At 40.7% G+C, this 26868-nt stretch carries 19 protein-coding genes; 11 read left to right on the top strand and 8 right to left on the bottom strand.

Annotation, left to right across the window (positions count from 1 at the left end; all coding sequences use genetic code 11):
* Positions 1–147: 147 nt before the first annotated feature.
* Entirely contained in the window at positions 148–447 is a 300-nt protein-coding gene (locus OQ289_RS08085) for a YgaP family membrane protein (RefSeq protein ID WP_033564395.1), read from the bottom strand.
* 108 nt (positions 448–555) lie between these two features.
* Here OQ289_RS08085 and OQ289_RS08080 point away from each other — a divergent pair, with 108 nt between their 5' ends.
* Both OQ289_RS08080 and OQ289_RS08075 read left to right on the top strand, forming a co-directional pair.
* Complete coding sequence (locus OQ289_RS08080; RefSeq protein ID WP_270090229.1) at positions 556–1401, top strand: ATP cone domain-containing protein; 846 nt, start codon at positions 556–558, stop codon at positions 1399–1401.
* 7 nt (positions 1402–1408) lie between these two features.
* A complete protein-coding gene (locus OQ289_RS08075; RefSeq protein ID WP_270090227.1) occupies positions 1409–2155 on the top strand; it encodes a TIGR00730 family Rossman fold protein in 747 nt (248 codons plus the stop codon).
* Between the two features lie 53 nt (positions 2156–2208).
* Here the strand turns inward: OQ289_RS08075 and ispE are convergent, their stop codons facing one another.
* Positions 2209–3018, bottom strand: coding sequence for a 4-(cytidine 5'-diphospho)-2-C-methyl-D-erythritol kinase (gene ispE / locus OQ289_RS08070; protein ID WP_270090225.1), 810 nt, complete (start codon positions 3016–3018; stop codon positions 2209–2211).
* Between the two features lie 397 nt (positions 3019–3415).
* A complete protein-coding gene (locus tag OQ289_RS08065) occupies positions 3416–6289 on the bottom strand; it encodes a triple tyrosine motif-containing protein (protein WP_270090224.1) in 2874 nt (957 codons plus the stop codon).
* A gap of 240 nt (positions 6290–6529) precedes the next feature.
* On the opposite strand from OQ289_RS08065, the gene OQ289_RS08060 reads away from it, so the two are divergent.
* From OQ289_RS08060 to OQ289_RS08020, 9 genes are all read left to right on the top strand, one after another.
* Positions 6530–9502, top strand: a complete 2973-nt coding sequence (locus tag OQ289_RS08060) for a SusC/RagA family TonB-linked outer membrane protein (protein WP_270090223.1) — start codon at positions 6530–6532, stop codon at positions 9500–9502.
* A 79-nt stretch (positions 9503–9581) separates the two neighbouring features.
* Complete coding sequence (locus OQ289_RS08055; protein ID WP_270090222.1) at positions 9582–11168, top strand: RagB/SusD family nutrient uptake outer membrane protein; 1587 nt, start codon at positions 9582–9584, stop codon at positions 11166–11168.
* A 4-nt stretch (positions 11169–11172) separates the two neighbouring features.
* Positions 11173–11973, top strand: coding sequence for a glycoside hydrolase family 16 protein (locus OQ289_RS08050; RefSeq protein WP_270090220.1), 801 nt, complete (start codon positions 11173–11175; stop codon positions 11971–11973).
* Positions 11974–12260: 287 nt separating this feature from the next.
* Entirely contained in the window at positions 12261–12668 is a 408-nt protein-coding gene (locus OQ289_RS08045) for a hypothetical protein (protein ID WP_270090218.1), read from the top strand.
* A 109-nt stretch (positions 12669–12777) separates the two neighbouring features.
* Positions 12778–14154: a TolC family protein gene (locus OQ289_RS08040; RefSeq protein WP_270090217.1), complete on the top strand. Its 1377-nt coding sequence runs from the start codon at positions 12778–12780 to the stop codon at positions 14152–14154.
* 9 nt (positions 14155–14163) lie between these two features.
* Positions 14164–17331 (top strand): efflux RND transporter permease subunit, encoded by a 3168-nt coding sequence (locus OQ289_RS08035; RefSeq protein WP_270090216.1) that lies wholly within the window; start codon positions 14164–14166, stop codon positions 17329–17331.
* Positions 17332–17356: 25 nt separating this feature from the next.
* Positions 17357–18448: an efflux RND transporter periplasmic adaptor subunit gene (locus OQ289_RS08030; protein WP_270090215.1), complete on the top strand. Its 1092-nt coding sequence runs from the start codon at positions 17357–17359 to the stop codon at positions 18446–18448.
* 158 nt (positions 18449–18606) lie between these two features.
* On the top strand, positions 18607–21024 hold the full coding sequence (locus OQ289_RS08025) for a heavy metal translocating P-type ATPase (RefSeq protein WP_270090214.1): 2418 nt from the start codon (positions 18607–18609) through the stop codon (positions 21022–21024).
* An 84-nt stretch (positions 21025–21108) separates the two neighbouring features.
* Entirely contained in the window at positions 21109–21321 is a 213-nt protein-coding gene (locus OQ289_RS08020; RefSeq protein ID WP_270090212.1) for a heavy-metal-associated domain-containing protein, read from the top strand.
* 46 nt (positions 21322–21367) lie between these two features.
* Here OQ289_RS08020 and OQ289_RS08015 read toward each other — a convergent pair whose 3' ends face one another.
* The 5 genes from OQ289_RS08015 to OQ289_RS07995 form a co-directional block, all read right to left on the bottom strand.
* A complete protein-coding gene (locus OQ289_RS08015) occupies positions 21368–21976 on the bottom strand; it encodes a hypothetical protein (protein ID WP_052144089.1) in 609 nt (202 codons plus the stop codon).
* On the bottom strand, positions 21942–22826 hold the full coding sequence (locus OQ289_RS08010; RefSeq protein ID WP_270090209.1) for a bifunctional 5,10-methylenetetrahydrofolate dehydrogenase/5,10-methenyltetrahydrofolate cyclohydrolase: 885 nt from the start codon (positions 22824–22826) through the stop codon (positions 21942–21944). Before OQ289_RS08010 ends, OQ289_RS08015 begins: the two co-directional genes overlap by 35 nt.
* Positions 22827–22856: 30 nt before the next feature.
* Positions 22857–24647, bottom strand: coding sequence for a translation elongation factor 4 (gene lepA, locus OQ289_RS08005; RefSeq protein WP_270090207.1), 1791 nt, complete (start codon positions 24645–24647; stop codon positions 22857–22859).
* Positions 24648–24774: 127 nt separating this feature from the next.
* Entirely contained in the window at positions 24775–25764 is a 990-nt protein-coding gene (locus tag OQ289_RS08000; protein WP_270090206.1) for a cation diffusion facilitator family transporter, read from the bottom strand.
* 54 nt (positions 25765–25818) lie between these two features.
* The gene (locus OQ289_RS07995) at positions 25819–26793 is read right to left on the bottom strand and encodes a bile acid:sodium symporter family protein (RefSeq protein WP_270090204.1); all 975 of its coding nucleotides are present in this window, start codon (positions 26791–26793) and stop codon (positions 25819–25821) included.
* Positions 26794–26868: the final 75 nt, after the last annotated feature.

Below are 26868 nucleotides of genomic sequence, written 5' to 3'. Positions count from 1 at the left end.
TTTGTGATTTGCAGATGGGCTGCGAATAATCATAAAAATAATGATGATCATGTCAGGAAAAAGTGATTGCACATAAATGGTCTCCAATACTCTTGGAGACCTTCTTTTTTTAATGGATGATAAAGCCGACCCTGATAGAATAAAAACTTATTTTACAAAGTAGCGATGTTCAATCACGGTTACATCTTTCTCGCCGGTGGCTTTTGCTACGGCCTCTTTGACAACACACTTACCAGTAACGCCCCTCCATACTAGTGCTCCACCTAATGTTAGTGTAGAAAATCCAGTCAATGGGCTTTTAAATATATTACGGACTCCAATGCCAAGAATAAATCCTCCTGCAATGACTGAAAGAACGCGTTCAGAACTACCGACATTTCCATCTTCACAACCCGCATCCAACTTATCTTTTACTTTTCCTAAAGCTAAATTCAATATATTGCTCATAATTTGTTCCTTTATTTTAACTTTATAACAAATGGCTTCTTCTATTGTTTTGGAAGGGTTTTAAAAATTCAAGCCTTCAGTGGTTGATATCAAACGAAAGCAATCCATATGCAAGTAAAAAAACATTCTGGCGAACTGGTCCCTTTTGACCCCAGCAGCCTCAAATATTCGCTATCCCGATCCGGAGCAGCGCCTGAGGAAGTAACAACCGTGTACGAGAAAATCCAACCTAAGCTTTATGATGGCATCTCCACTAAAGAGCTCTATAAGCTTGCATTCGAACAACTCAAAAATCATCGCGAATCCTATGCTGCGCGCTATAGCCTCAAGAAAGCTCTTCGAGAGCTAGGTCCGGAAGGTTTTTATTTTGAAAAATGGGTAGCGCGCCTGTTTGCAGACGAAGGATATGACAGCACCACTGGACAGACTGTACAAGGTCATGCCGTGAGTCACGAAATAGATGTAGTCGCCTTAAAGGAAAACAAAATGTTGGCGGTGGAATGTAAGTTTAGAAACGACATCGATGCTAAGATATCCGTGACAACACCTATGTACTTCATGTCCCGGGTTAAAGACATTACTGGAATTCCGTACACCTTTTTTGGTCAAAAAAACCACTTTAGTGAGGGTTGGTTGGTAACTAACGCTTATTTCACCTCCGACTCGATAGACTTTGGACAGTATTATAGCATGAACCTTTTGTCTTGGGACTATCCTAAGTCGAGCAGTATCAAACTCCGAGTGGATGACAATGGACTATATCCCATCACCTGTCTAACGAGCTTAACAGATATCGACAAGGGACTCTTGCTTAAAAATCAAATTATCCTAGTCAAGGAGCTTGTCCAAAATCCCAGTGTGCTGCGACGGGTCAATATTGATAAGGAAAAAGGGCAAAAAATACTTAAAGAGGCATGTGAACTTATCAATAGCCCAGTTGAAGTAGAATACTAACAATAATATGAAGAACATTTTTTTAAAGGAAGAGTTCCACTTTATGGAAGGGGCGCGCAGCAGATGGCGGGAGCTCAAGTATGTTGGCGGGGTGGTATATCAATTTGTCAAGGGGTTTCGTGCGCTTCACTTCATCGGTCCATGTATCACGGTATTCGGATCGGCGAGGTTCAAAGAAGATCATCCGTATTACCAATTGGCTCGTGACGTCAGTAGTAAGGTATCCCAATTAGGCTTCACGGTCATGACAGGAGGAGGTCCCGGAATCATGGAGGCTGCTAATCGGGGTGCACAAGAAGCTGGAGGGCCTTCCGTTGGTTGCAATATCGTGCTGCCCCACGAACAGCATCCGAACCCCTATCTCGATAAATACGTCAATATTGAATATTTCTTTGTCCGCAAAGAGTTGTTAAGAAAATATTCTTTTGGTATCATCACCCTACCTGGTGGATTTGGGACACTAGATGAGCTGTTCGAAACGATTACACTAATCCAAACGGGCAAGATCAAAAGATTCCCTGTGGTCATTATGGGAATAGAATATCATCAGCATATCCAAGAACATATACGAACAATGACATTGGAAGGGACTATTAGTCCAGATGATGAAGAGCTTATACTTTTTACAGACGATGTGGACGAAGCTATTGAACACATTAGACGACATGCTGAAAAGAGCAAGATTCTGAAACTTCAACCTCCTCGTAAGGCAAATTGGGTATTGGGTGAAAAATCGCTCAAGAGACAGGCTTAAAAGGATGAAATCTCCTTGTATTTCAACAATCGTCGTAGTACAAGGAGATTGTATTAAAGTTTGACTGGATAATAGACCGTACCGTAGTCTTTCAAGTGATCGAGATTGGTCTCTTCCCAAAATATTCCATAAACGGCAGAGCCAGAGCCAGACATAGCGGCATATACGGCTCCTGATTCATAGAATGCTTCCTTAATTGCCTTTATTTGCGGGTACTTCTCAAATAGTCCATCTTCAAAATGATTTTCAATCATGAATTTCCATTCCTGAACTGGCAATTGTATTGCACGCGTAAGGTCCACATTGGCTGTTTTAGGTATAATGTGGCTATAGGCTTCCGCCGTCGAGATATGGATATCAGGCTTCACAACTACAATAAAAAAGGACTCTAGATTCAAGGGTACAGATTCAAAGCTTGTGCCAATGTCATAAGCGTAGACGGGTGTATTGGCAATAAAGAAAGGGCAATCCGCACCTAATTGATGTGCATAGGTACAGAGTTGCTCTTGACTCAGTCCTAAACGATAGGTTTCATTCAATGATTTCAATAGAAACGCTGCATCCGAAGAACCGCCGCCTAATCCTGCACCAATAGGGATGTGCTTGTGCAGATAAATGTCCTGTGCAGGGATAGAAAAATCTCGCTGCACTAACTTCAAAGCCTTCTCACAAAGGTTTTCGCCTCCTTCAGGAATGCGTACTCCGGACAAATGAAGAATGGTATCGCCATCCCGCTCAACATGCTCCAGCACATCATACATCTTTAGGGGGTAAAAGATACTCTCTAGATTATGGTAACCATCTGGACGCCTACTTACGATATGTAGTCCAATATTAATCTTAGCATTAGGAAACGAAATCATATTACGAAATTAAGAAATATTCCAGCGCCCCCATGGACCATACGTATTTTTTATTTCAGCAAGTTGAACATCAGTCCTCTATTGATAACCGCGTCAAACTATTCTTTACCCGCAACACGAATGATATTTTGGAATCTAATCGTTGATATTGATAAAAAAGACAGAAGGAGCCCCCTCCTTCTGTCAAGTTCGTTACGTTTTGGGGAACGTATCCAGCTTTACGATAGCCAAAACCAACGCACAATAGACTTTGACCATGATGCACAGCGTTGATTTGAACATTTTATAAACATCTCAAAGATCTATATTAAAAATCGAAGCTACCACAACCTGTAGTTATAATTCAAGAAAAATGCTGTTCTTCTATCTTACGGATTCGTCTTATCTAACATCCCAATCAATGGTTGTTAAATTTACTTAAGTAATCGAACAGTCCTTCTTCGGTCTCCAATGACAATTTTTTACGCAGTCTGTAACGACTTACCTCAATGGCCTTACCTGTGACATTGAGCAGCTGCGAAATCTCTTTGTTATTGAAATTCAGAATGATATAGGCGCATAATCGAAGGTCATTGGGGGTGAGAGTGGGGTGATTCTTCTTTAGTCTTGACAAATAATCGTTGTTGACTTTGTCAAAGTGCGACACAAATTGCTCCCAATCCTGATCGGACCGTTCGGCATTCTTGATAAAGCGAGACATACGCTCCATCACAGCGTAAGGATCTTCGGCCCTGTTTTTTAAAGCAGGACGTAGTTCTTCATTTAATGTCGATAATAATTTACCTCTCTGCAGAAGATGCATCGTATTGAGCGATAATTCCTTATTTTTATACTGTATCTCGCTTATTAATTTTTCCTTTTCAAGTTCCCCTATCAGTTGCTTATTTGCCTTAAGTTCCAAATCATACAAATACTGTTGTTTTAGGAGAATTTGCTGATGCCTCTTATTGAGATACCTAAGCAGATAATAGAAAAGTGCAATGATAAGGATGATGTACCCGACTTTGGCCCAAATACTTAAATACCAAGGTGGTAGGATTTCAAAATAAATCGTCTGCGTGGGTGATACTTGATCAACATTGTTTTTGGCTTTCACTTGGAACTCATACTTACCTGGTGCAAGATTGTAATAGCTTCGCTTTTGCTCCGTATTCCAAGCCGACCAATCTTTATCGACCCCAACTAGCAAAGAACTATAAACAAGGTGCGCTTCTTGAAGGCCTGCTACAGCATAAATGATCTCAATAGCATTATCAGCATAGTTAATGGGTCGATTTATTTGTAATCGACCTTTCGGACCTGAGGCTTGTAAAAAGCCACCATACAACAGTTTTTCTATGGTCCCAATTGATTTGACGGAAGATATCAATACCTTAAAAGAATCTGTCCGTTGTCTGAATTTATCGAAATTAAGCTGAAAAAGTCCTTCATAACCTCCAAACAGAACTTGACTCCCTGATATAGGGTTAATTTTTTCAAACCCTGCAATGAGTCTACCTGTAAGTTCAGGAAAGAAATAGATTTTAGCATGCTCAATTGCTCGCCCCCCTTCAAAATGAACTACTCCAACTTTTTTTTCATTGACAAACCAAATATTGCCATTTTGGTCTTCTTCTAAATACTGGATAAGTTTATTGCCAAAGAGTTGAGCATAGAAATCAGATTTCACAAATACATCCTGCTCCGATTTGTAGGTATAAATACCATCAGTTGTCGCAACGACTAATGCATCTTGAATGTGAAATACATAATTATTAATATTGGAAGGCAACCCATGGTCTTTTTCATAACTTTTCACTGCCTGCACATTGCCTTCTTTATTAAAGGATATCTTCATAACACCTCTATAGGGATGGGATATCCAAACTGATTGGTTCGGAATATCATACCATAGAAACCGTGTAGACATCTGCACGACATCGGTGACAACACGTTCGGATAGAGAATCTTCCCGTGCTAATTTAACCCAACTCAGTCCTTGATAGGTCCCCAACAAGTAAGAGTCGGTGTTTTTCTCGGCATTAGGAGACATCATCCATGTTCCCTTTCCTTGGACAATATGACGAAGTTTGTCTCCATTAATTTCAGCCAATCCATTGTCATAAAAAACCAAAAGTTTATGCTCGATTTTCTGCAGATTCCAGACTTCTGCAATGCTGTTATCAAGCTTTACATATTGTTGATTCTTATCTAATTTTAAAAGGCCTTGGGCGGTAGCAAGATAAAGTTCATTATTATAGTAGGTCGCATTATAAATCTTAGTGGGTTGTTGCATATGGGGGACGATCATTTGAATCGGATCATCTATACCAATATATCCAACTCCAACATCTGTCCCAACCCATATGTTGTTCATGATATCAGAGGTCACACTTCGTATCCCTCCCATTTTTAATCCTTTATCTTTATTCAAGACATTCAACAGAACGCCATCATCATTAATCAGGATGACTTGTCCATCCATTGTTCCCACAGCCCACACTCCCTTCCTAATCATTCCGACCATATTGATTTTAAGTCCGTCAAAAATACTCGAAAACGCAGAGGCTGCCGCTTTGACCTGCCCTTCGGCAGTTAATGTATAACAATCACCAACACGGGTCACAATGAGATAGCCACCATTAGACTGAGGAATTACTCCTCTAATTCCCTTCTTCACCCATTCGGGATGTTGACCGATTATCTTCCATCCCTGCCCTTCATCCATCAACAATCCCCTGGAAGTGTCATGCAAAAATAATTGATGATTGAGTTTGTTCAAAAACTCTATTTTCTGTTGTGCTTGATAGATATCAAAATGCCGATCTTTATAGATTAATAATTTTTTATTTGTCTGAAAATATAGCCGACCTTCAAAACTATGGATAGACCACACATCTTCAAAATAACGATCGGCTTCAGCTAGATAAGTTAATAAGGAGACATATTGAAGCGATCCGTCCTGGTCAATCTCGAAATACCCAATTTCATCTTGCGCACCGACATAGACACGATTAGCTTGAGCATCGATATATATACTTCTAACAATTGTTTTATTAGGCGTCTGGAACAACTTCCAGGTCACCCCATCATAAACCAATAACCCTTCATTATTGGCCACATATACCCGGCCCTCCGTATCTAATTCTACTTCCCAATTTTGCAATCCTGCATGATAGTCGTAGCTCATGAAGGCTTTTATTTTGGGCATCAATACTTGTGCCGATACGATGGTACTATGCACGAACAACAGTACTGCGACACCATATTTGATTGCCTTTAAATATTTCATTTTTAGTGTTTCAAAAAATACATTTGATAATCAACACATTACATATAAATGTAGTGCTTTTGTAGTGCCCCAAATTTAATAAATAACTGATAATATTGTAGAAATAACCAAGGTAATACATCTTTGTAAATCGCGACATGTGCAAAATGAGGACAGCACATCGCATTTTGTCTTCAGACAGGATATACCCAGACGTCGATTACCTATAAAAATTATGTTGTTAAATCAAATTACAAATCTATGAGGCTACATTACCTATTTTTATTCGTATTATTCTTTTGCTTTGCCCATGAAACAATGGCTCAGCAACGAACTTATCAAGGTACGGTCAAGGAAGCATTGACGGGAAATCCTATTGCAGGTGTCACCGTTCAGATTCTTGGCAAACGACAAAGTACATCCACCAATCAAAATGGGCAGTTTATAATCGAAGCTAATCCTACGGACGTACTTAGGCTGACATCGGTTGGGTGGAAGACCATCTCTCAAGCATTAGGAGATCAACAAACGCTGGTATTTCTATTCGAAAGCGATGAAACTTCGCTGGAGGAAATAATCGTTGTTGGATACGGTACTCAGAAAAAATCAGACGTGACAGGTTCGGTATCTACTATTCAGGTTGATAAGGCCACTGCAATGGCCACTACAAATATAAACGAGATGCTAAGAGGACAAGCACCAGGTGTGCAGGTGACTTTGCAGAGCCCCAGACCTGGTGGCGCGAGTAGCATCCTGATCCGTGGGACCAAGTCCATCCAAGGTGGCAATGCTCCCCTATATGTACTAGATGGATATCCTATTGATGATATTAACCAAGTCAATCCGGAGGACATTGCTTCGATTGAAGTTTTAAAGGATGCTTCATCTCAAGCTATATATGGTGCACGCGCATCTAATGGTGTAATCCTCATCACAACGAAAAGAGGGGCATCGGGCCAGAGTAGCATCAGTTACAGTGGATATGTCACGACTCAGAAGCTTTCCAAGAACTTTGACCTCTACTCACCCCAAGAGTTTGCTCAACTACGGAGAGAGGCGTGGAGAGCGAAAAATGAGCCCAATTTCGACTACCCTGAAGACAGGGAGATGTTTGACGACTTCGAGTTGGAAGCACTCAAAAACAACACCTATGCCAATTGGGAAGATCTGGTGCTTCGCAATGCGCTTATCCATAGTCACTCAATAGGATTTTCGGGTGGTACAGACAAAACCAAAGTGTATACAAATGCTACATACTTCAAAAATAAAGGCTTGATTATAGGGTCGGATTATGAGCGCCTATCATTACGCAATAATCTAAGCCACGCTATCAACGATAAATTGACGTTTGAATCCAATATTACTTTTAATATAGACAAACAGGATATCGAGTCTAGTGGTCTGAATGTCATCAGCCTATCGCCCCTAGCCAAACCATTTGATGAGAGCGGTCAGTTGGTTAAATTCCCTTTAGGACCGAATAGTCTAACCGTGAATCCTCTCTGGAATCTGAGAGAATCGACCAATGAGAGAAAAACGAATCTTTTGAACTTGAATCTTGCGCTTAACTATCAAATCCTACCGGGTTTGAGATACCGGCTAAATACTTTGCTCGCTAGAGATGCAGGAGAAAGAGGCACCTACCTCACTAGATTACACTCAGGTGGATCAAATACCAATGGATCCGCCAGTATAGTGGATAATAGACGTCAAGAATACCTAATCGAGAATATCTTGACTTACGAAAAAACACTAAATGACATCCACCAATTAGATCTCACGGCGGTACAAAGTATCAATGAAATCAATTATACGACTAGTACGACGACGGGGACCAATTTCCCAAATGATATACTTGGATATCATGGTATCTCAGATGCACTCAACAAAAACACGGTACGTAATGAAACAAAAAGAAACATTGCATCCTTCATGGGACGTGCCCGTTATAGTCTACTGGACAAATATTTATTCAGTGCAACTGCAAGATATGATGGTTCGTCCGTATTTGCAGAAAACGAAAAGTGGGGTATATTTCCAGCTGTCTCAATGGCGTGGAAAGCACATAACGAATCCTTTATCCAGAATATAAGTGCCATCAACGAATTAAAAGCAAGAGTCAGCTATGGCTCGGTCGGTAACCAAGCCATTGCGCCGTATCAAACTTTGGGAACGGTGGGCTCCAACCCCTATATCTTTGGAAATGAAATCGTAGGAGGTAATATTACAGGATCAAATCTTCCAAATCCATTCCTTACATGGGAAACTTCCACCACATTTAATGCGGGCCTTGACTTTGCCCTCTTCGGCAACAGAATTACGGGAACATTTGAATTCTATAATACCCAGACAAAAGATTTACTTGTTGACATTTCACTGGCTGGTGGTACGGGCTTTTCTTCGACCATTACCAACGGAGGAAAAAGCGAAAACAAAGGGATTGAGCTGGCATTAACGGGTCACATCATCCGCAAAGAAAATCTCAATTGGTCAATCACAACCATGTTTTCTCGCAATAGAAACAAAATACTAGAAACAGGTATTTATGACCTTAATGGTAACCCAAAAGATGATATCGCCCGTAATAGATTTGTAGGACAACCCATCAATATTATTTACGAAAAGAAATTTGATGGTATCTTCCAATCAGAAGAAGAAATAAAAGCCTCAGCACAGGCTACACAGAATATCATCATGCCAGGTTCAATCCGTGTAATCGACAAAAATGGAGATAGCAAAATAGATGACCAAGACAATTTCGTATTTGCACAAGACCCTAAATGGATAGGATCGTTCTCAACCAGCGTACAATACAAGAATTTTGATTTTTATGCCGACCTGTATGTGGTACAAGGAGCGACCAAGCTAAACCCATATCTTGCACAATATGAGACTGGTGGATCTCTTCAAGGTATCCTCAATGGAATCAAGATTCCTTATTGGACACCTGAAAGCCCTTCATCGGAGTACCCTCGCCCCTATCGCGACACCCAAAGCCACCTATATTCATTGGCCGTACAGGATGCTTCTTATTTGAGACTTCGCACATTGACACTGGGCTACACCCTACCAAATTCTTGGAGTTCAAAATTGAAAGTGAATAATTTAAAGTTCTATGTCATGGCCAACAATTTGTTCACCATTACCGACTACAAATCATATAGCCCCGAGGTCAATCCTGATTCTTATCCGGATGCAAAGGCTTTCACTGCTGGTCTTAAATTCGATTTCTAAACGATCAACCCTTAAATCTCGAGTGTAACGAGCCCAACAATACATCTAAAGCCTACACTCATGAATAAAAAATAATAAGATGAAAAAATTTAAAACACTATATATTGCTAGTGCAGTAGCCACGCTACTGGCTACCACTTCTTGTGAAAAGTATTTGACTGAAGAACCTTCGACTTCCTTCTCTGCGAATTTTATCTACAATACGCCTGAAGGACTAGACATGGGGGTAGTCGCTCTCTACAACCTTAATCGTTCCTTTTACGAAAATGGAGAGTGGAATTTTGCTGTTCCGTTTTTATTACAGGCCAAGACAGATCTGGTGCTAGGCCGTACAGGAGAGGCCTCTCTTTATAGTACATTGGCCTGGGGTGCAACATTAGGTGATTTTGGCACGACAAGATATAGTCATTATTGGAAAACGTACTACAAAATTATTGACCGAAGCAATGCAATCATTAAGTACGGTGCGAACATACAAATGGATGAGGCAAAAAGAAATGAATTGCTAGCGCAAGCGAAATTCTTTCGTGCCCATTCGTATTTTATCCTGTACAAGCTCTTTAACAATATATATATCACAACGGAGCCGACCACTCCTGAAAATGCATCCAATATCGTCACAGATAAGAGCAGCAAGGAGGACATTTTTAAATTGATTGAAGAAGATTTAGATTTTGCGAGAAATAACCTGAAATGGGAAACTAGTCAACCTGGTAGAGTTTCAAAAGGAACCGCCACCCACGTCCGTGCTCAGGTGGCCCTGTGGAAAGAAGAGAATGAAAAGGCCCTTGAACTAGCGAAGGAAGTTATCCAATCAGGTCATCATAATTTATTACCCAATACTTCTGACGTGTTCAAAGGTGATCTCAACCACAAAGAATCGTTGTTCGTCATTCAATACAAAGCTCAAACATTCGGTGGAGGTGCACCACATCGCTTCAATTTTTTGTTGTTACCGCAATATGGAGCTACTCCAGGTGCACAATATGATAATGCAATGGGTGGTCGCGGAGCTGGCTTTTTGTTGTTAAATGATTACTTTAGAGACCTATTGAATGAGGACCCTTTAGATAATCGCGCCAAAGGCAGCTACTATATATCTACGTTCTATTTCAACAATCCAAGCACGTTGCCTCCGGGTAAAAAAATTGGTGACATCATAGATACGTATGACGAAATGAGTAGTAATACTGCCGACCGCAACCTTTTCTATGCACGCCTTAACCCAGGCTGTCTCAAATTTTCAAATGAAACAGGGCTACCAAACGAAGTCGATCAGGCAAAGAACATCATGGTCTATCGTTTGTCCGAAACCTATCTAATTGCGGCAGAAGCTGCTTGGAAGTTAGATTTAGAATCAGAAGGTTTGGAGTATATCAATGCCGTAAGGTCTAGGGCGAAAGCGTCACCCATCGCTCAGCTTTCTTTAAAGGCTATTTTGGATGAAGATGCGCGAGAACTGGGATTTGAGGGTCAACGTTGGTATACCTTAAAAAGATTGGGGGTCACAGGTCAACAAATGAGTAAGTATGCAGGCAATTCACGAAATGGTCTTTATCAAGCGAATGCCCGTACGCTATTTCAAGCTCACATGGTCAATCTTCCAATCCCACAATCCGAAATTAATCTTCTAGGCCCTAACTATCCACAAAATGACGGTTATTAAACGAATGAAACAAATAATAATAGGTATCAGTGCGCTATTGGCCACGACACAGTATACGCAAGGACAAACTTTTGAAAGCGTTCCATCCTGGTCAGAAGAATTTAATTATGAAGGTAAGCCTGATAGTTTAAAATGGAGTTTTGACTATGGCACAGGAGAAAACGGATGGGGCAATAATGAGCTTCAATATTACGTAAATACTCCTCAGAATATCGCTGTAAACAATGGAATACTTAAGATCCATGCCATACACGAGCCAACAAATGAAATGGCTTACTCATCTTCTAAAATCAAGACCTTGGGTAAAAAGGGATTCAAATATGGACGCATTGAAGTGGCGGCCAAAGTTCCGAGACAAGTGGGTACATGGCCGGCTGTATGGATGATGCCTGTCCATAATGTCTATGGAGGATGGCCAAAATCAGGGGAAATAGATATTGTAGAACATGTTGGATATGACCCAAATCAATTGCACATCACTGTTCATACCTTGGACTATAACGGAATGAACAACAATCAGAAGGGAAGCAATACATATGTCGAAAGGGCGATTTCGCATTTCAATATCTATCGAATAGATTGGACAGAAGAAAGTATTATCGGTTACATCAATGACAAGAAGGTGTATGAATACCTTAATAATGGTAAGGGGTACGCTTCTTGGCCTTTCGACCAAGAGTTTTATCTCATTGTAAACCTTGCCGTAGGGGGTAATTGGGGTGGTCGACAGGGAGTGGAAAATGAAACATTCCCGGCTACTTTTGAAGTGGACTATATTCGATATTACCCATTAAAATCAAAGTAGCTATTTTCGATAATTCATAACGTCATTGTCGCTGTGGGGCGAAGATGCAAAGCATCCAAAACCCGTCTACCAACACAGTGCAATGACGTTTTTAGACTATGGGTACAGGACAATTCAACACAACAGCTTCAAGATTTTTGAGCGCTACGAAATATAACCCTTTTATTACAAACGAACGTAAAAACCTAAATACAAGATACTTAAACAAAGTAAAATCGTCTTCACACCCCACTTAGCATCATGTCAAACTTTGTATTCTACAAAATCAATTCTATATTAGCCTAGCAATGATTTCCAGGCCTCCACATAAGATATCGACCCGTTTCTCACAAAACTTGTTTGTTTTGGTCAGTATTCTTTGCCTAATCTTATCATCTTGTCTCATTAAATCATCCATTAAGAGTGTCTTTGGCTCCCAACCGATAGAGCAAACAACGCATCAATCTACTAAAGTCAATAAGCTATTTACTTCTACCAATTCCTGTCTTGCTAATTATAAAGAGGATACGCTCCTAAGCAACCCCAAGCAGGCATCTATCTCCAATCATCTATTCTTCATACTGGTTACCGGATTTTTAAGCTTTTTGGGCCTGAATGGCTATGCAGAGAAAAAGAATTCGCTATTAAGTGTCTATCGAAAAGCGTATGGAATACAGATTCCCATATTCTTAAAGTTTAGAAAATTGGTTATTTAGTATCTCTTCCTTCGACGTCTTGCATAATCAAGATATCCCTGTTTTTATTCTTTATTTTTTCTATTTAACGTCCTGATTGGAACAATCAGACTAAACGCTATACACTATCATGAATAAGCTTAACAAAGTCATGACGACTTGTTTAATGGCTTTTGTATATCCCATAGTCACCTATGCACAAGAATCCACCGTGCTGCACACGCTATGGAATAAGATTGAAAAGCAATACCCAGGTGTGGCAGCAAAAGATGCCATCATTAAATCATCACAATATCAAGCAAAGGCAACGCATAGCAAAGCTTTACCTCAAGGCAAAGTCCAACTTCAAAATTCGTATGGTACATTTGAAGGCAGTAATGGTGCATTTTTTCCTCAAACTGGCTTCTTCAATGTCAGTGGAAATGTGCAATCATTATCTGGATCGGATATAACAGCCAATACATTCGGATCCAGCACCATTGAATGGGATCTATACACCTTTGGCCGTCAAACATTTGAAAACAAAGCCAGTGATGCTCATACTGCTCAAACAGTTATGGAGAAAGACTTATACCTACTTAAATTAAAGCAAGAATTGGCCATGCGATACATCGACCTACTGTATAGCCACACCCGCATGGAATGGGCAACTAAGAACAGTATAAGACTGGCGGATATTAAAGCTGTGTCCATAAGCCTTTCTACGGCTGGATTGCGTCCAATAGCGGATACTTTGCTATCGTCATCCGCCTATATACAATCTCTGGCGGATCAAGACCAATGGTATGGTAAGAAACAAAGTGATTTTATACATCTCGCTGAGTTGTATGGCAGTGACAGTATCGACTACGCTGCTTCAATTCCAAAATTCATCATTGCGTCCCCCCCTGCTTGGTCTCCACGGGTATCCGTCATGGAGCATCCCGCATTATCGGTATTGGAAAGAAAGATAGAACACCTAGAATGGAGTGGAAAAGCCATAAATCGTTCGGGATTTCCCGTTGTCAAAATCATGGGTGGCTATGCCTACCGGGGATCTGGCATCAATTCCCAGGGCCACGCTTCTAGCAAATGGCAAGAGGGCTTTTCCAATACCACCAACAACTATCTTATCGGTATCGGCATGACTTGGAACGTATCTTCCATCTTTACCAATCGCTTGAAAAAGGAAAGTTTTGAACAACTATCGTTAAGCAGTAAGTATTCCCTTCGAGAATATACAAACAAGTTGCATGCAGACTTATCCGCCTACACCCAGGAACTCAATCAACAGGCGCTACAACTCCACAAAAATCTACTGAGTGTGCAACAGGCTGTTTCTGCATATGAAATGTACACGGCACGATACAAAAGTGGGCTTCTTTCACTATCTGAGTTATTACAAATCAGGCAACTTCTCGAGCAAACCGAGCTGAAACAAATTGAAGCTTCGAAAGCATACTGGGACTTATGGGTAAAGGAAGCTAGCCTGACTACCGATTTCAAAACTCTATTTGACACTATCTAAAAGCTTCTTATGAATTTAATACGTTTTGCATTACGGAAACCCATAGCTATTATGGTGATGGTGATGGCCACCATCTATTTTTCCATCAATGTCATGAAAAAAATCAATATTGATATTTTTCCTGAAATCGAATTGCCTGCCATGTATATAGCGATGCCTTATGGAGGGTTGACCCCTGCGTATATGGATGGCTTCATGGCAAATGAGTTCCAAAAAGTACTACTCTTTGTCGGGGGGGTCAAAAACATTGATTTCAAAAGCGTGCAAGGCTTGACACTAATGAAATTAACTTTTTATGCGGGCACCAATATGTCTCAAGCGGCTGGGGAGGTGTCTACACAGGTATCTCGAGCTATGGGATTTCTTCCCCCAGGGGCGGTACCACCGATGGTGGTTAGATTTGACGGCAGCTCCCTCCCAATTGGACAATTAGTATTTGACAGTCCTGAACGTAGCATCACAGAATTGCAAACTATGGTTTTGACTAAGATTAGGCCTATGTTTGTTACGATACCTGGTATTACTGCCCCTGCTCCTTTTGGTGGAAATGTTCGAACACTTGTTGTCAATATCGACCCTGAAGCCATGCAAGCGCACGGCATGAGCCCTGAGGAAATAACGGTAGCGATTACAAAAAATAGTCACCCATCACCTGCCGGAAACATTCGTATCGGAGACCAAAATCTCATGGCCCCGGTCAACTCTATCGCCAAAGGTCCAGAAGAATTCTTAAATACTCCCATCAAGACCAATGAAAACCGTACCATCTATATCCGTGATGTGGCACGAGTAGACGATGCCGCCGATCAAACCGTGGGCTATGCGCTAATCAACGGAAAAAGATCGGTATATCTCCCTGTAATCAAAAAAGCGGATGCATCGACCATTGAAGTTGTCGAAAATCTAAAAAATGCGTTGCCAACTCTTAAAAATACACTTCCCGAGGATGTCAACATTCATTATGAATTTGATCAATCAAAATACATCCAGAATTCTTTATCGAATCTAATTCATGAGGGCATACTGGGTGCCATTTTTACGGGATTGATGATTTTGTTATTTCTAGGTGATAAGCGGGGGGCACTCATAGTCATCCTGACAATTCCTATTGCGATACTATCAGCGGTGAGTATTCTATATCTCATGGGTCACACCATCAATATCATGACATTGAGTGGATTGGCTCTTTCGATAGGTATACTCGTGGACGAGGCTACGGTCACTATTGAAAATATCCATCAACATATGGATATGGGAAAGCCCAAACAACGGGCTATAATAGATGCTTTATTGGAAATATCAATTCCAAAGCTGCTAATTTTGCTTTGTATTCTTGCGGTACTGGCCCCTGCTATTATCATGACGGGCATCCCCCGTGACATGTTTATGCCCCTATCACTCGCTGTCGCTATGGCAATGATTGTTTCCTTCCTAGCCTCGCAAACTCTTGTACCCATACTCGCCAATTGGTTTATGAAAGACAAACATAGGGCGACATTGAAGACTGGGACGCAACGTCGATTCTTTGAAAAATTCAGAATCAAATATACCTATCGAATGAGGCCATGGTTTAAACGTCCTAAATTATTGCTGGGATTATACATATCTACCGCAATCGGCATATCCGCATTGCTCCTCTCTACATTGGGTACAGATATCATGCCTGCGTCCAACAGTGGTGACATGCAAATTCGTATTCAAGCCCCAGAAGGAGCTCGACTGGAAAAAACCGAGCAACTGGTGAAAGCTATCATCAAAGATATTGAGTCATTGCTTCCGTCCAAAGGTATAGCCATTTCATCAGCATTCGTAGGGATGCATCCTTCGGCCAATCCGATTAATCCAATCTTCTTGTTCACCAGTGCCTCTCATGAGGCAGTATTACAACTATCAATAGACAAAAAAATATATACCGGCAAGATCAGTATTTTGAGAGAAGATATCCGAAGTATCATTGCCCGAAATCATCCTGAGGCGACGATTAACTTTGAACCAATGGAACTTGTAGAAAAGATATTGGGACAAGGGTCGATGACGCCTATTGAAGTAAAAGTGAGTGCCAGCCAAGTGAAACAGGCCGAGGGGCATGCTATTAAGATTATGGAAAAATTAAAGGAAATACCATTTCTGAGGGATATCCGAATTGCCGAACCGTTGAACTACCCGACTTTGGAAATCGAAGTCAATAGAGACTTAGTAGCACAATTCGGGCTGACCATGCAGGATGTAACGCGCAGCCTAGCCACAGCCACCTCCTCCACTCGATATACTGACAAGAACTTATGGATAGACCCTCGTTCGGGATTAGTATTCCAAGTACAGGTACAGATTCCTGAGGCCCTTATGCAATCTGAGGAAAAGCTTAAATCACTTCCATTGAAGAAAGGGAGCCTTCGTCCTTTATTGGATGATGTCGCCACAATCAAGAGGACCAACAGTCCTGCCCAAGTCAATAGAAAGGGGCCAAATCGATACGTAACGGTAATTGCCAACCTACACAATAAAGATTTAGGGAACGCTTCAGCGGCTGTAAAAAATGTAATAAAAGAATTAGGTCCTCCTCCTCGAGGTATCCAAGTATGGACAGAAGGCACATTGCAACTATTGGATGAAACCTTGGATAGTCTACTGAGTGGTTTGGCGGTCGCGGTAATTGTCATTTTTTTGATGTTGGCGACTTATTACCAGTCGTTCAAAGTACCATTGGTCATTCTTTCTGTGGTTCCTGCGGTAATTGCAGGTAGTCTTTTGGCATTGCACCTGATGGGAAGCACCCTAAATTTGCAATCGTACATGGGTGTCATCATGTCCATTGGAGTATCGGTATCCAATGCTGTATTGTTAATCAATCAGGCGGAGCACTACCGTCAAAAACTAGCTTTGAAAGTCAACAATTCAGCAAGATTGGCTGCTTCATCGCGACTTAGACCCGTATTAATGACAGCTGCTGCTATGGTAGCGGGTATGTTGCCAATGGCTGCAGGCTTAGGCGATGGTGGCGAGCAGATCGCACCGCTTGGTCAGGCAGTCATTGGTGGGTTACTTGCTTCAACCATCGTTATCCTTTTGCTACTCCCCCATTTCTTTGCTTTGGCCATGCGCAAATCAGGTATTGTAGGACCTTCTCTGGATCCTGATGACCAAGAGAGCAAATACTATCGCATCAATACTCCATAATTATCGACACTAGAAAACAATGAACATGCAAATACAAATAAAAGCACATAAGATTAAATACAGCTTCGGCCTCTTGCTGAGTGCTGCACTGCTCGTCGGATGTACGTCCAATGACGAGCCACAAACGCCAACAATTTCCTCAAAAATAGATTCGGTTTATGAAACGGTATCTCCAATCGAAGACAATCCAGGATATACCATCGTGACTCCTGGAGAACTAAAGCCCTATGAACAGGTAGATATCTACGGTAAAATGACAGGATTTATAAAAAAAATATATGTAGATCGAGGTGACCGAGTCAAGAAGGGACAGCTACTGGCGACCTTAGAGGCGCAAGAAGTGAACCAGCGGTATCTATCCGACAAATCGAACCATGAGAAACTCTACAGTAATTATCTTTTCAGTAAACAGGCTTATGATAGACTCACCGAAGCATCAATTACCAGCGGCGCAGTCGCACCCATTGAATTGGATCGGGCTAAGAGCAAAATGATGAGTGACAGCTCTGCGTATAGTTCAGCAAGAGCAAGCACGGCCCAATCCTCCCAACTACAGGAGTATCTACGGATAACCGCTCCATTCGATGGTATCATTACAGAACGGCTTTTGTCGACAGGCGCTCTTATTGGAACGAATGCAAACCAACCCTTATTTTCGATTGCCCAAAATAATCGTCTACGCTTGACCATATCTGTTCCTGAAAAGCATGCGTCAGCAATCTCGACAGGTACCGTCGTCAACTTTACAGTAAGCTCCCACCCAGGGGAGAAATACACGGCATTGCTGTCCCGTACTTCAGGAATGCTCAGTGCACAGGACCGATCACTAACCCTGGAATTTGACGTAGACAACAGCAACAATAAACTTCAAGGGGGAGACTATGCGCAAGTTAATTTACATTTAAAGCGTCCTGTAGCATCATTATGGGTACCAAAGAAGAGTGTGATGCGCACTCAATCTGGAACTTTTGTCATTATACAGCAAGCGGACAAAGCACTCAAAAGAATTTCGGTCAAAGAAGGAATCCAATTAGATTCTTTGTCAGAGGTTTTTGGAGAGATACATGCTAAAGACGCAGTCCTGAAAAAGCCATCGGAAGAGTTAGAAACCTTGTAATCTATTTCAAGTGGAGATCTGTGAATGTAGATCTCCACTCCTTTCGAAAAACTAACTGGCTCAAAATATAATCATATACTTGATTTCTGAAAAAGTATAACAGGGTGGCCTTCCCTGATTGCTACATTTGTATTATTAGAAATTTAAAATAGTACAACATGACAACAGACAATATAACACCCATTAAAATACCTATTCAGGGGCTAGATGATGAACGGCAAGTCCGTGCATTGGAAAACAACGTCTTGGAAATAGGTGGAGGAAATAAAGATGACATAGTATTTACAAAACAAGAGGCAAGGATCATTGCTAAAAACAGTATGGAGTTGAACACTGTCGTCCAGCAGATTCGAGACCAAGGGTATCAAGTACCTACGGTCAAAAAAACAATTCCGGTCTTGGAAATGTCATGTGCCTCATGTGCTTCAGGGGTTGAGAGTTCATTGAGTCACCACAGTGGTGTATTGACAGCTTCAGTCAATTTTGCAACGGCTTCAGTAGCTATCGAATACCTTCCAAATGTTACCAACCCTGAGTTGATGAAAAAAGAAGTGCAATCAGCCGGATTCGACCTCTTATTGGAAGAAAATGAAATTCTTCAATCGGAAACTCTAGCAGAAATCCACAAACAGAAATTTGAAAATTTAAAGAAAAAAACAATCTGGTCGGCTCTTATCTCCCTTCCGGTAGTTATCATCGGCATGTTCTACATGGACATGCCCTATGCCAACGAAATCATGTGGATATTGTCCACTCCTGTCATTCTATGGTTTGGAAAAGACTTTTTCATCAATGCATGGAAACAGGCTCAACACGGTACGGCCAATATGGATACGTTAGTATCTTTAGGTTCTGGTATCGCTTATATCTTTAGTGTATTCAATACTATTTTTCCTGAGTTTTGGACGAGCAGAGGACAACATGGACATGTTTATTTTGAGGCGGCGGCAGTCATTATCACATTTATTCTACTGGGTAGGCTCTTAGAAGAAAAAGCAAAAGGCAACACATCATCTGCTATCAAAAAGTTAATGGGACTACAGCCCAAGACGGTCACGCTTGTAAAAGAAAATCAAGAGCTCGAAGTCATTGCCATTGAGCAGGTTAAAAAGAACGATTTGCTATTGGTCAAACCTGGTGAAAAAATCGCTGTGGATGGCATAGTGATAAACGGAAGCTCCTATGTGGATGAGAGTATGTTGAGTGGCGAATCAATAGCAGTGCTAAAGAAGGAAAATGAACTTGTTTTCGCGGGGACTATCAATCAGAAAGGAAGTTTTCAATTTAGAACCGAAAAAGTGGGTAGCGAGACTATGCTGGCACAAATTATCAAAATGGTGCAACAGGCACAAGGAAGTAAGGCTCCAGTACAAAAACTGGTTGACAAAATAGCCGCTATCTTTGTCCCTATCGTGATTGGCATCGCATTGATTGCTTTTGTAGCTTGGATTATACTTGGAGGTGAAAATGGTTTTTCACAAGGTTTGATAGCGCTTGCAACAGTATTGGTTATCGCCTGTCCTTGTGCACTCGGGCTGGCTACTCCGACAGCGATCATGGTAGGTATAGGTAAAGGTGCTGAAAAAGGTATTTTAATAAAAGATGCTGTTAGTTTAGAGCTTGCTAAGAAAATAGATGTCGTTGTATTGGACAAAACGGGTACCATTACAGAAGGAAAGCCAGTTTTGACTGACAGCTATTGGCATAATGAGGATATATTTTTAAAACAAATTTTTCTCAGTATTGAGGAACAATCCGAGCACCCGCTTGCGGAAGCGGTCGTCAACGACCTGCAGGCACTATCACCTATACAAATAAGTCACTTTCAAAGCATTACGGGCAAAGGTGCGTCTGCTCGAATCGATGACACGACTTTCTACGTCGGCAATCAGAAACTACTCAAGGAAAATGGCATCAAAATCCCTAAAGAATGCATTGCCAAAGCAGATCAGTGGAGTAAAGATGCAAAAACGATTATTTGGTTCGCGGACAACCAATCGGCCTTGGGTGTATTTGCTGTTGCAGACGAAATCAAAGTATCCTCAACGCTTGCTATAGAGCAACTCAGAAACCTGGGAATAGAAGTCTATATGTTGACAGGTGATAATGAAGCTACAGCCCGCGCTATAGCTGAAAAGACTAAAATCAATTCCTATCAGGCGGAAGTACTTCCAGATCAGAAAGCAGCTTTTGTGAAAAATCTACAGCAAAAGGGCAAACTTGTAGCAATGGTGGGAGATGGTATTAATGATAGTACGGCTCTGGCGCAAGCAGATGTCAGCATTGCAATGGGCAAAGGAAGTGATATTGCTATGGATGTTGCTACTATGACCATTATTTCTTCGGATCTCACTAAAATCCCAGAAGCAATTAAGCTATCCAAACAGACCGTAGCTACCATTCGTCAAAACTTATTTTGGGCATTCATCTATAATGTGATTGGCATTCCATTGGCAGCTGGTTTATTATATCCTTTAAATGGGTTCTTGCTCAATCCAATGATTGCAGGAGCAGCTATGGCACTAAGCAGTGTAAGCGTCGTAAGCAACAGCCTACTATTAAAAATGAAAAAATAAAATTGTATACATCATTAGAACAATGATGTAACATATATACGGGGATAACAAGTTAAATTTGTAATATTATAATAAAGGTAAAACATGGAAAATACGTTCAAATTCAAAACAAATATTAAGTGCAGTGGTTGTGTGTCAAAGGTTACTCCTTTTTTAGACGCACAGAGCGGTATCCAATCGTGGGAAGTTGACACGACATCGACAGACAAAGTACTAACCGTACAGGTTGAGGGAATAGATGAGCACACCATTGTTCAAACTGTTGAAGAAGCAGGATTTAAAATCGAAAGTGCATAAAAAAGGGTCGAGCTTAGCTCGACCCTTTTACTGTTAAATTCCAATACTAGTTTTTTAGCGCTTCGCCTACTTTCTTTGCTTTATTCTCTACATCACTAGCTGCCTTTTTAGTTGCATCCGATACGTCCTTAGCAACTTCCTTCGTTCCTTCCACAGTTTTATTCGCTGCATCTTTAGTTGCATCAATAGCATTAGAGGTAGCTTTTTCAGTTGCTTTAGCGGCATCATTAAGTCCTTCTTTTACATCCTGACCCGCATCCTTAAGGGCTTGCTTAGTTTTGTCCCAAGCTGTATTCGCTTCTTCTGCTGCTTTGCGTGCAGCCTCTTCTGCTTTTTTATCTCCGCGGGCAATGGCGTCATCCAAATCTTTCTTAGTTTGCTCAGCTTTAGCTTTGGCATCAGCCTCTGCTTTATTTAGATCCGCTATCGCAGCATCTACGTGTTCTCCAACAGTCGTTAAACTATCATGGTCATGATTATGACCTTCGTGCTGATTGGAAGAATTATTACAAGAAGCCATTGTGATTGCAGCGGCGACAACTGCTAAAAGTGCAATTTTTTTCATTTTCAAATTATTTAAGTTCAAATAACTAAGAGGAACAATATTTGTACCAAAAAAATTACTTTTTATAAATTGTGCCTTTTGCAGCTTCAAGGGTATTCTTTAAAAGACCAACTATAGTCATCAATCCGACTCCACCTGGTACAGGTGTAATCCATGATGACTTAGGCGCTACATGTTCAAAATCTACGTCACCATACAATTTAAATCCAGATTTGGTTTGAGTAGAATCTTCTCTATTGATACCTACATCAATTACAATTGCTCCTTCTTTGACCATATCTGCTGTCACAAAGTTTTTCTTTCCTATTGCAGCAACAACTATATCTCCTCTTAATACCTCATTTTTAAGATTTTGTGTACGACTATGTGTCAGGGTCACTGTACAGTTTCCAGGATTTGAGTTGCGTGCCAACAGGATACTCATCGGCGAGCCGACAATATTACTGCGCCCTACAACTACTGCATGTTTACCAGCAGTATCGATTTGGTAGTGCTCCAACATCAACATGATGCCGTACGGTGTTGCGGGGATGAAACATGGAAGATTACGTTGCATACGTCCTAAATTAATGGGATGGAATCCGTCCACATCTTTACGATAGTCAATGGCTTCAGTAATCTTTTCGGGATCAATATGCTTTGGCAAAGGTAGCTGTACAATCAATCCATCAATAGTATCATCAGCATTGATTTCCTCTATTTTTGCAATAAGTTCATCTTCCGTAATCGAGATATCATATCTGATATTCGTAGAATCAAAACCTACGAGTTCGCAATTGCGCATTTTACTTGCAACATATGTTTCACTACCGCCATCATTGCCAACCAGGATGGCCACTAAATGGGGTTTGCGTCCAGACTGTGCAGTGAATGCAGCGGCATCACTTTTAATGTCTTCTTTAATTTTCGCAGAAACGACTTTACCGTCTAATAAATTCATTATATATAGGAATAGGATTACTGATATTTCTTAATCTAATTTCAATACCGCCATAAATGCTGACTGTGGAATCTCCACATTACCGACTTGACGCATACGCTTCTTACCTTTCTTTTGCTTTTCCAAAAGCTTACGTTTACGGGAAATATCCCCACCATAACATTTGGCGGTCACGTCCTTTCTCAAAGCACTGATGGTTTCTCTGGCAATAATCTTAGCACCGATAGACGCTTGAATACGAATTTCAAATTGTTGACGGGGAAGTAGCTCTTTCAGTTTTTCACAAATTTTCTTTCCAAAATCATACGCATTGCTTCTGTGAATCAACGACGAAAGCGCGTCTACAGGCTCATCATTCAATCGGATGTCTAACTTTACCAAATCAGAGACTCTATATCCGATTTGCGTATAATCAAAAGATGCATATCCTTTTGAAATGGTTTTAAGCTTATCATAAAAATCAAAGACAATCTCACCCATTGGCATCTCAAAAACCAGCTCTACACGATCCGACGTCAAGTAAGATTGATTCGTGATGATTCCCCTCTTTTGGATACACAAAGACATAATAGGGCCCACAAATTCTGCTTTTGTAATGATATTGGCCTTGATATAAGGTTCTTCAATGGTATTTAGCTTGCTAGGATCTGGAAGATCTGAAGGATTGTGTACGATGACCTCTTCATTATCCTTACTTAGATAAGCTTTGTAGGAAACGTTCGGCACTGTGGTGATGACGGTCATGTCAAATTCACGTTCCAACCGCTCTTGAATAATCTCCATATGGAGCATTCCTAAGAACCCACAACGGAAACCGAAACCAAGGGCTGCGGAAGACTCTGGTTCAAATACTAGAGAGGCATCGTTCAGCTGTAATCTGTGCATGGATTCGCGAAGTTCCTCATAATCTTCCGTATCTACGGGATAGATACCTGCAAAGACCATTGGCTTCACCTCTTCAAATCCTTGAATAGCATCAGGACTTGGTCTGTCCTTATGTGTGATAGTATCGCCCACTTTGACTTCTCGAGCTTCTTTGATACCTGAGATAATGTATCCTACATCTCCTGTTTTGATAACTTGTTTGGGTACCTGATTCAGTTTCAAGGTTCCGATTTCATCTGCAAAATACTCTTTACCTGTTGCGATGAACTTAACTCTGTCGCCTTTTCTAATTTCGCCATTCTCCACCTTAAAATAGGCCATGATACCTCGAAATGAGTTGAACACTGAGTCAAAAATCAAGGCTTGAAGAGGTGCATCGGGATCACCTACGGGAGCAGGGACTCGGCTTACAATGGCTTCTAAAATATCTGGAATACCTAGACCAGTCTTACCAGAGGCGGGGATGATATCCTCACGTTTGCCACCGATCAAATCTATGATTTGGTCCTTTACCTCTTCCGGCATCGCACCAGGCAAGTCCATTTTATTCAAGATCGGAATAATCTCTAAATCATGTTCTAATGCCAAATATAAATTTGAAATAGTTTGTGCTTGGATACCTTGAGAGGCATCCACAATTAATAGTGCTCCTTCGCATGCAGCAATGGAGCGAGAGACTTCATAAGAGAAATCAACGTGCCCAGGAGTATCAATCAAGTTAAGAATATACTCTTGACCGTCTTGTATATAGTTCATTTGGATAGCGTGACTCTTGATGGTAATACCACGTTCACGCTCAAGATCCATATTATCTAGTAATTGTGCCTGTGCCTCACGCTGAGTGATGGTATTAGTAAATTCCAACAATCGATCTGCCAATGTACTCTTACCATGGTCAATGTGGGCAATAATACAGAAATTACGGATATGCTTCATATAAGATATTAATATCGCTTTTTAATCAGCAAAGATACTTTTTTCGGAGGATATTTATTTGGGAAAAAGCGGTATTCGAAGAAGATTTTTTCAGACTAAGAGTATTTTATCTGTCCTTGGGCATTAATTAAGGATTTATTGAACTTTCGAAATGCTTTTTATTTTGGGTAACATTCTGAATATCCCACGAAATATCTCTAATAAATGCTTCTGAACGAATTGGGCAATCTACCACACGACAATAATGGCAACACTCAGGAAGGCAGGGGTCTGCATGAACAAAGAACTCTGTTTTTGTAGAAAGCTTTGCATTTACAATACTATCCAAATCTGAGATTTCATCATGTACTTTTCCTAGTTTATAATAGTTTGGCAAGGTTAAATGGCAGTCTACGTGTAACTCATTTCCATAACGCTGCACGCGAAGATTATGAATATCAATCCATTCTGTACGTCGCACCTCATTCAAAACATCCACGACTTCGCTGACTAAATCTAAATCAGATTCGTCCATCAACCCGCCAATGGATCTGCGAAGCAATCGATATCCACTATAGAGTATAAATGTGCCTAAAAGTAAAGAAATCAGAGTGTCAATCCATATTAAACCAGTCACCTGCATCAAAATCAGCCCAACAATTAGTCCAAAAGTACTATAGGCATCTACCTGCAAATGCTTGCCATCGGCTTCAATTGTCATGGATTTTAATTCTCGTCCTCTCCTGATGAGGTAAAAACCAATTCCAAAATTTACGACTCCTGTTACAGCGACCAACCCTATTCCTTCGGTCAAATTGGACAGTTCATTTGGGTAAAAAATATTATAAGCCCCTTTCACCAAAATAATGGTGCCTGCTATAAATATTAGTCCACCTTCCAAAAAAACGGAAAAAAACTCCACTTTACCGTGTCCATAAGGATGATTTTCATCCCTCGGACGAGCAGACAGGTAGATACTATAGAAAGCAAATCCAGAGGCGACAACATTCACAATACTTTCTGCCGCATCTGTAAAAATAGCATTGGACCCGGTCATCAGGTATGCTGTAAATTTGACCAACATAAGAATCATCCCTGTTGTCAGAGAAAGCAATACCAGTCTTTTTTGCCTAGACATATTGTGTATACCTTACTTTAAAATAAACCGTTAGATGCAAATATAACGTGTTTTTTAATCAATATTATTTCTCGCAGCATAGCGCTGTGCAATGACACTGGCAACCAGGATCTGAAAAGCATGAAAAATCATCAATGGAAAAAACACCAATCCAAATCCTGTAGCGGTATGTCCAAAAATAATCTTCGCAAATACTGACCCATGTGTAAGCGATTTCTTAGATCCACAGAAAATAGCGGTAATTTCATCTGCGACCGAAAAACGGAATATCCTTCGACTCCAATACCAAATGATTAGATAAACCACGAAAAAGAGAACAATCACACCTGTAAATACAGCTACGAAATACCAAACATTCACAGCGTCAAAAATATGTTCTAAAAAAGAATCAGCAAAACTGGTGTATACGATAAGTAGTATAGTGAGCTTGTCCATTTTTGATAAGTAAACGCTATACTTATGGGCCCATTTCCCTAAAATCGGTTGCAGACAAATACCTAGAACTACTGGTAGGATAATCTCCAAGAATAAACTGAGATAGACATGACCAAAATCAAAATCATTGTTGATGGTCAAGAACAACCCCATCCACATTGGCGTAATCAACACTCCCATTATTCCTGAAATACTGGAATTGAAAATAGCCGCGGGCATATTGCCTCTGGCAATTGAAACCATAACAACAGAGGAGGAAACAGTCGATGGTAATGCCGCTAAAAAGAAAAACGACATCCAAAAATCGTGTTGTACTTCTGTCTTGATAAAAGGATAAAAAATCAACACTAAAAGGGGAAACAGTATAAATGTCGAGGTATGAACCAAAACATGCAACTTCCAATTGCTTAACCCCGTTTTAATCTCTCCGAAACTCAGCTTTAATCCATAGAAGAAAAAAATCAGGGACACACCGATCGTCGTAATGTGATCTAAAGAGAATGTCCCCTCTACTAATGCCAAATCCGGATAGATATAAGCAATGATAATAGCAATAATCAATCCGACGACGAAACTGTCAAATTTAAATTTCATTTAAAATGATTGTTTAGTTCACTAACTTTGAGCAATTCAAAGCTACAAGTATTTTCCCAGTTATGATATTGATCC

Source organism: Sphingobacterium sp. SYP-B4668 (genome assembly GCF_027627455.1).
In the GTDB taxonomy this organism is placed as follows: domain Bacteria; phylum Bacteroidota; class Bacteroidia; order Sphingobacteriales; family Sphingobacteriaceae; genus Sphingobacterium.
Note: the sequence above shows the minus strand (reverse complement) of the source record. Positions and strands in the feature narration are given on the sequence as shown.